Below are 6,399 nucleotides of genomic sequence, written 5' to 3'. Positions count from 1 at the left end.
ATTGACGCAGCACATTACCTTGGAAGGCGAAAACGCCTCGTCATACAAGGACGACGTCCAGCGAACGTTCGATCTTACTCTTGCGCCGGGAATGAGCAGAATTGCAATCGCCATCGACCGGGCTTATGCGCGCGATCCGCTTCATTACAAGCAAAACTGAGGCTGGTCGGCCAGCCGGGCAGATAGGTGGCTGGTCTTTCGGGTCGGTTCATGCCAAATCGCCAACGCACTCAGCGAGGGCGTCCCTAGACGGCTGTGCTGGACGAGGTCCTGATCTTTCGCAGTTTAAAGTCGCCCATCCAGCGCAAACGATTCAATTCACAAAAGATAATTCGCCACCAGTGTCAATGTTGGGTCTACCCCAAGGAGCTGCTGGCCGTCCCCGACCGCTCGACGCTCAAGGGCAAACGCGACTACGTGATCCTGGCGCTGTTGGTCGGCTGCGCCCTCAGGCGGAACGAGCTGGCCGAGCTCGAGGTCGAGACCATCCAGCAACGAGAAGGGAGATGGGTGCTGGCCGACCTCGAAGGCAAGGGCCGGCGCATCCGCACCGTCGCCATCCCCATCTGGGTCAAGCACGGCATCAACGCCTGGATGACCGCGGCCGGCATCGAAGACGGCCGGCTGCTGCGCTCGGTTTCCAAAAGCGGGAAGATCAATCGCGACACGCTGAGCGACTGGGCGGTCTGGTCGGTAGTTGAACAGTCATCGAAGCAAATCGGGATCGAGCACTTCGGCGCCCACGACCTCCGCCGCACCTGCGCGAAACTGTGTAGGAAGAATGGCGGGGATCTGGAGCAGATTAAATTCCTCCTCGGCCATTCCTCGATCCAGACCACTGAACGCTATCTGGGGTCGGAGCAGGATATCGAGATCGCAGTGAACGATAACCTGGGCCTTTAGGCATTGAAAGAATGCTGCGCAGTAAGTCCAAGAACGCAAAAAAGGCCGCGAGCTAGATAAGGCAAGTTCAGGTTTGGTAATTCTGATTTTTATCGTTGCGACCCACGTGTGAATGACAGGTACCGCCACGAAGTACTTTTTGACTTGACACTCATCCCCTTCCCATCTAACATCACCGAACATTCCCGGGCTCAATTCCAGCAAACCGCTATATGTCTACGATCTGTAGACACATCTACTTCGTTTCTCCCGATGCAGTCGGGCAGCGACCTTGTTAGCCACCTAGAGATTCAAATGGCGTATTGATTTAGATTGCGAGCCCATGATGAAATTAGCCTTGCTAACAGGAGCATCTCTCCTGTTTATTACCTTCCCTCTATATTCTCAACAAACTGTGGAGATCGATTGGTTGGCTAAGAAGGCAACTTCCCAGCCGTCCCAGATTCAGTCGACTACCAAAGAACGTGCAGCCTTTGCTGGAGACAGCTAAGACTAAGCGATAGTGCTCGTCCTGAGAAGAACTCAGTGAAGCAGGAGAAATATGAAAACAGTAATGTTCTTGTGCCTTTCCCTTGTCGTCGGCATGTGCCGCGCACAGGACTTGAACCGGATGGATCAGGTGATCCAAGCCTACGTAGGCCATCAGCACTTCATGGGTTCCGTTCTCGTCGCACGGGGGAACGACGCCATGCTGAGCAAAGGTTACGGATTCGCCAACGTCGAATTGAAAATACCGAATTCGCCCGAGACGAAGTTCCGGCTGGGGTCGATCACAAAACAGTTCACAGCCGCGAGCATCGTGTTACTCGAACAGCAGGGGAAACTGAAAACCGAGGATTCGGTCAAAAAGTATCTGCCCGATGCGCCCGCCACGTGGGATAAGATCACGATTTTCCACTTACTCACGCACACGTCGGGGATCCCGGAATTTATGGAAGGCTACACAGCGGATCTCGAGGCAACGAAAACCATGCCGGCGACGCCGGAACAACTGGTCGCCCGGTTTCGAGACAAGCCGCTCAACTTTGCACCGGGAGAGAAGTTTAGCTACAGCAATTCCGGATACGTGTTGCTCGGGTACCTGATTGAAAAGATCAGTGGCCACTCGTATGCGCAGTTCGTGCAGGAGAACCTCTTCACGCCGCTAGGGATGAAGGACTCGGGTTACGACGATTCCAACTCTGCCATCATTGTGCGTCGCGCCTCGGGTTATGTGCCCCGCAGTGACGGGCCGATGAACGCGGGCTTCGTGTCGAGTGCGTTCTCTGCAGGGGCTCTTTATTCCACGACGGAAGACCTGTTGCGCTGGGAACAGGGTCTTTTCGGAGGGAAGGTGCTTTCCGAAGCGTCTCTGCGGAAGATGACGACTCCGTATAAGGGCGATTACGCTTTCGGGCTCTTCGTTTCCACGCTAAACGGGCGAAAGGCGATCTGGCATGACGGCTACATGCAGGGCTTCAGCGCGTCGCTGGTCTATTACCCGGAGGACAAATTGACCGTCGCGGTTCTGGGAAATTTGAAGTGGGCCAGCACCCCCAATGAGATTGCGAGCAAGCTGGGAGCTCTGGCTCACGGCGAAAAAGTGGAACTGCCAGCATCGGGGGAACGAAAAGAAATCACGCTTTCACGAGATGTGCTTTCCCGTTACACGGGAACGTACGACTTTGAGCCAGGCGCAAACCTGCTGATCAAGCTGGAGGGGGATCAGCTATCGGCGAAGCTGGGCGGTCAGCCATGGACTCCGATTTATCCGGAATCCGAAACCATGTTTTTTCTAAAGATTGCCGATGCGCAATTGGAGTTTCGAAAAGATACGAAGGGAGCCGTTACGGGCATAGTCATGCATCAGGGCGGACGTCATCACGATGCGCCTCGGAAGAGCAGTACGATTGAGTTGCCGCCGGTACCGGGAACGCAAATGTAACGCCGGGCAGGACTGTAGGGTGAGGAATTGTTTGTCGTAGCTTTTGTGGAATTATTTGTCGTAGGGCGCCGAGTCTCAGGCTTGGCCGATGACAAGGCTGTCTCTAGCTGCCTCGACGATTTCGACCGAGATAACCTGGGCGTCGTTGACGCCCAGGACGCGTTCAACCTGGGTGAGCAGCCGTGTGAGAAGTCGCAAGTTGCCTCCGGTCATACGAACCAGGCGCGCTACGACTTCGGGGGTGAGGCCGCTGTCAGGTAGGGTGTTGCTTTGCTAATTATGTGGCGCACTTCTGTGCTAATTATTTGGCACACGTGGCTGGATCTGGGTCGCCTCTCATCAGGCTTGCCCGATGACTAGATTCTCTCGAGCCGTTTCGACGACATCCACCGACAGGGTCTCAAGACCGTTGATCGCTAGCACGCGCTCCATCTGAGTCAGCAGGCGGACGAGCAGACGGAAGTTGCCGCGTGTGAGTCGAATGACGGCGGCGATGACCTCTGGTGCGGGAGATGGAGCGGGCAGGTGTATGCCGACCGGTGCCCATCGTTGCTCCAACAGGGCCTGGATGTCTGCATCACTCAGCGCTCTGAACTCGTGGACGAAGCCAATTCTGGAGAAAAACTGCGGGTACCGGGCGACACGTTTTTCGATTCCGGGCATGCCGATGAGCACCATGCCGAGACCGCTTTGATCGAAGATGGAACGCAGCTGCTCCAGACTGTTCATCGCCAGTCGATCTGCTTCATCGACGACTATCAAGGAAGTTGGTCCGGAGGGGCTTCTGGACAGGAGCCGTAAGCCACACGGGTGCTCTCACGCAACTTCAGAGGCCACCGAGAACGCGATCCTAGCGCTTCGGAGCAAGCACCCGAGTTGGGGAGCACGGAAGCTAAAGGCACGCTTGGAGAAGGTTCAACCTCGTGTGAACTGGCCGGCAGCAAGCACCTTCGGCAACATCCTGCACAGGGCCCGGCCTAACTAATCCCAAGCAGAAGAAGCGCAGGACGACTCCTTGCTTGGAGCCATTCTCTGAGGTCAACGCACCAAATCAGCTTTGGTGCATGGATTTCAAGGGCTACTTCAGCACAGGTGATGGCACCAGGTGTGATCCTTTTACCATCACCGACGCACACAGCCGTTACCTCATCCGATGCCAGACAGTATCACGCATGGACCTGAGCCAGGTCGGTGCTGTCTGCGAAGCAGCGATGCGCGAGTACGACATGCCGGCTCGGATCCGCACGGACAACGGGGCTCCGTTTGCTGGGACCGGCTTGCTCGGCCTGTCCAAGCTTTCTCTTAGCTGGACGAAGATGGGCATCTGTCTCTTGTGCAGCGGGGCAATCAACGCTACGCCAAATAACAATGCTGAAAACAACAACCCTGAAGGGAAAGCGCGACTAGGTCATGATGGCGCTTCTGGTCGGCTGACGCACGTCGTTTAAATGAAAATCATGTGCCCGGATATCACCCCCAGTGATCTTGACTCCGAGATGCGGTGGTACAGGGTTAGGAGACGGGCCCCTGTAACCACCGCCGGGTGAGTAATTCCGCGGTCAAAGGAGCTACAGGGACTACGGCCGTCGATCCAGCTGGTCCACCGACCTCGTGTTTCGTTCCGGACGCTGCCCCCCTCTGTGAGCGCTCCTGGCGGATCTGTTCGGCAGGAATGAAGACCGGTGCAGCAGACACACTGCCACTCAGGGCAACCGCAACTGGAGCTCGGTTGCGTTTGCTCCGATTCCGCTGCGTTGGTGCTTTGCCAACTGTCGGCACGCTGATCGCCGAGCTTACTCTCTGCACGACCGGCTCTTGATGCGTCCCCTCCAGTTGTTCTTGAGAGAACAGTTGGTTCAGTATGAGAGGCGGCGCTAAGACGGGGTCGGGTGTCTTATTGCGCCGAATAACAGGGGGCTTGCTGGCCACCGGTTCTATGCTCGTTGAGTTCGCTTTTTTCTTGCTCTGCCTCGGGCTGATTTGCAGCGATGCCGTTGCAGGCTTCTCGCTCCCTGCCTTCGGGCGTGTCTTCTTTCGGGCCGCAGGTTGAATTGCTCGTTTCGGAGCGCTCGTTGGCAGGCCGTCGAGTGGGAGCAAAATTTGCTTCGCTTTGGTAAGGCGGTCCAGATAAACGTCAATCAAATTGAGAATATGAACGTACTGCATGCATTCCTAGTCTACTGCGCTTCCGCTCCGTCACGCGGCAGACGCCAGCACGACATTAGGTGCGCGACGCCGCTACTTCACGACTCCGTGACTGGTTTCGCGCGGCGTATTGCGCGAGGGCGTCGCAGCGGTTGTTGCGGGCGTCGGTGGCGTGGCCCTTCACCCACTTCCACTGGATGGTGTGCTGGGCGGCGAGGCGGTCGAGTTCCTGCCACAGCTCCTGGTTCTTCACTGGCTTCTTCTCGGCGGTAACCCAGCCCTTCTTTTTCCAGCCCACGATCCACTTGGTCAGGCCGTCTTTGACGTACACGGAGTCGGTAACGAGGTGCACGGTGCGGGGGCAGGTGAGGGCGCGCAGCGCCTGGATTACCGCCTCCAGTTCCATGCGGTTGTTGGTGGTGTTCGGATGGCTGCCGAAGAGTTCGCTCTTGCGTTCGCCGCACTCGAGCAGGCAGGCCCAGCCGCCTGGGCCCGGATTGCCGAGGCAAGAGCCGTCGGTGTAGATGGTGACCTGATCTGGTTGCATCGCTTAGCCGAAGTTAGCATTCGGCGCTGTGGATTTTACAGGCGCAGAGTGTCGCGTTTGGGGAATGAGAGCGGTCATTGGAATCAACTCCCTGGATTTGAGTGCCGCGTGACATCGGCCGAGCCCCAGCCCGTTTATCGATCCCGAACCAAAGCACGCGTGAAATCGTTAGACCTCTGCCGCGAGAAGGTTCCTACTCGTCCGAATGATTTTGCGGGAAAAGAGGTCAAGGGGAAAAACCGAAGGGGTTTGTCCCCTTGCGCCCGCTTCAGGCGCCGCGTTGCGGCGTTCCCCTGAAACGGGCGGCACTTGGTTATGCGTCCAGCATGAGGAGGACGGTGCGAACGCATGTACCTGCGCCGATGAAAGTATCTGGAGGCAATTCTTCCCAGAGACCGCCGCGCGCTTCAACGATGGGCCTTTAGCGTGTCGTTCTGCCTCGGGCCGTTGGCACAGATGGCGACGAGTCGGCCTCCGGGCTTCAACATGTTCAAGGCGTGCATAATGTGCTTGATATCGTCTGCGTTCGCAAACGGCGGATTCATAACAATGCGGTCGAAGGTTCCTAGATCGCCGTTGCACTCCAAGAAATCGGCCTGCCGAGTGTCATCGACACAATCAACCGTGCGGAGCCGGTGAGCCATATTGCAATTCAGCTCAACCGCTGTGATCGCGTAGCCGTGAGCATTGCGGCGAATCGCATCAATGATTCGGCCTGTTCCTGCGGAGGGTTCTAAAACCTGTTGCCCTGGGCGAATGTCCGCAAGCGCGACCATACGGTCTGCCAACTCGGGCGGAGTGGGGAAGAGTTGCGGAACGGCTACGATCACGACGCCCTGAGCGGCGGTCTTCTTCATTTCGTGCAGTTCATCGTGCGAGG

At 57.0% G+C, this 6,399-nt stretch carries 8 protein-coding genes; 4 read left to right on the top strand and 4 right to left on the bottom strand.

Features of this window, described 5'->3' with window-relative positions; all coding sequences use genetic code 11:
• The first annotated feature begins 255 nt into the window (after window positions 1-255).
• Window positions 256-903: a tyrosine-type recombinase/integrase gene (locus tag Q363_RS29895; RefSeq protein ID WP_051979538.1), complete on the top strand. Its 648-nt coding sequence runs from the start codon at window positions 256-258 to the stop codon at window positions 901-903.
• A gap of 541 nt (window positions 904-1,444) precedes the next feature.
• Window positions 1,445-2,827 (top strand): serine hydrolase, encoded by a 1,383-nt coding sequence (locus tag Q363_RS29890; RefSeq protein ID WP_064742758.1) that lies wholly within the window; start codon window positions 1,445-1,447, stop codon window positions 2,825-2,827.
• Window positions 2,828-2,902: 75 nt separating this feature from the next.
• On the opposite strand, the gene Q363_RS45740 is transcribed toward Q363_RS29890, so the two are convergent.
• Together Q363_RS45740 and Q363_RS29880 are read right to left on the bottom strand one after the other, a co-directional pair.
• Window positions 2,903-3,025: a hypothetical protein gene (locus Q363_RS45740; protein ID WP_281176106.1), complete on the bottom strand. Its 123-nt coding sequence runs from the start codon at window positions 3,023-3,025 to the stop codon at window positions 2,903-2,905.
• A 141-nt stretch (window positions 3,026-3,166) separates the two neighbouring features.
• Complete coding sequence (locus Q363_RS29880) at window positions 3,167-3,556, bottom strand: TniB family NTP-binding protein (RefSeq protein ID WP_051979536.1); 390 nt, start codon at window positions 3,554-3,556, stop codon at window positions 3,167-3,169.
• Here Q363_RS29880 and Q363_RS44990 point away from each other — a divergent pair.
• Window positions 3,528-3,812, top strand: a complete 285-nt coding sequence (locus Q363_RS44990; protein ID WP_245632561.1) for a helix-turn-helix domain-containing protein — start codon at window positions 3,528-3,530, stop codon at window positions 3,810-3,812. The two genes, Q363_RS29880 and Q363_RS44990, sit on opposite strands and share 29 nt — an antisense overlap.
• 79 nt (window positions 3,813-3,891) lie before the next feature.
• Entirely contained in the window at window positions 3,892-4,275 is a 384-nt protein-coding gene (locus Q363_RS44985; protein ID WP_245632560.1) for an integrase catalytic domain-containing protein, read from the top strand.
• 773 nt (window positions 4,276-5,048) lie between these two features.
• On the opposite strand, the gene rnhA is transcribed toward Q363_RS44985, so the two are convergent.
• Together rnhA and Q363_RS29860 are read right to left on the bottom strand one after the other, a co-directional pair.
• Window positions 5,049-5,519 (bottom strand): ribonuclease HI, encoded by a 471-nt coding sequence (rnhA, locus tag Q363_RS29865; RefSeq protein WP_035358027.1) that lies wholly within the window; start codon window positions 5,517-5,519, stop codon window positions 5,049-5,051.
• A gap of 407 nt (window positions 5,520-5,926) precedes the next feature.
• Window positions 5,927-6,399: methyltransferase domain-containing protein (locus Q363_RS29860; RefSeq protein ID WP_211256432.1), on the bottom strand; the 473-nt coding region annotated here is incomplete at its 5' end.

Origin of the sequence: Edaphobacter aggregans DSM 19364, from assembly GCF_000745965.1 — a bacterium.
GTDB classification, from domain to species: Bacteria; Acidobacteriota; Terriglobia; order Terriglobales; family Acidobacteriaceae; genus Edaphobacter; species Edaphobacter aggregans.
The sequence above is the reverse complement of the archived record's forward strand: the minus strand, read 5'-3'. Positions and strand labels throughout refer to the sequence as shown.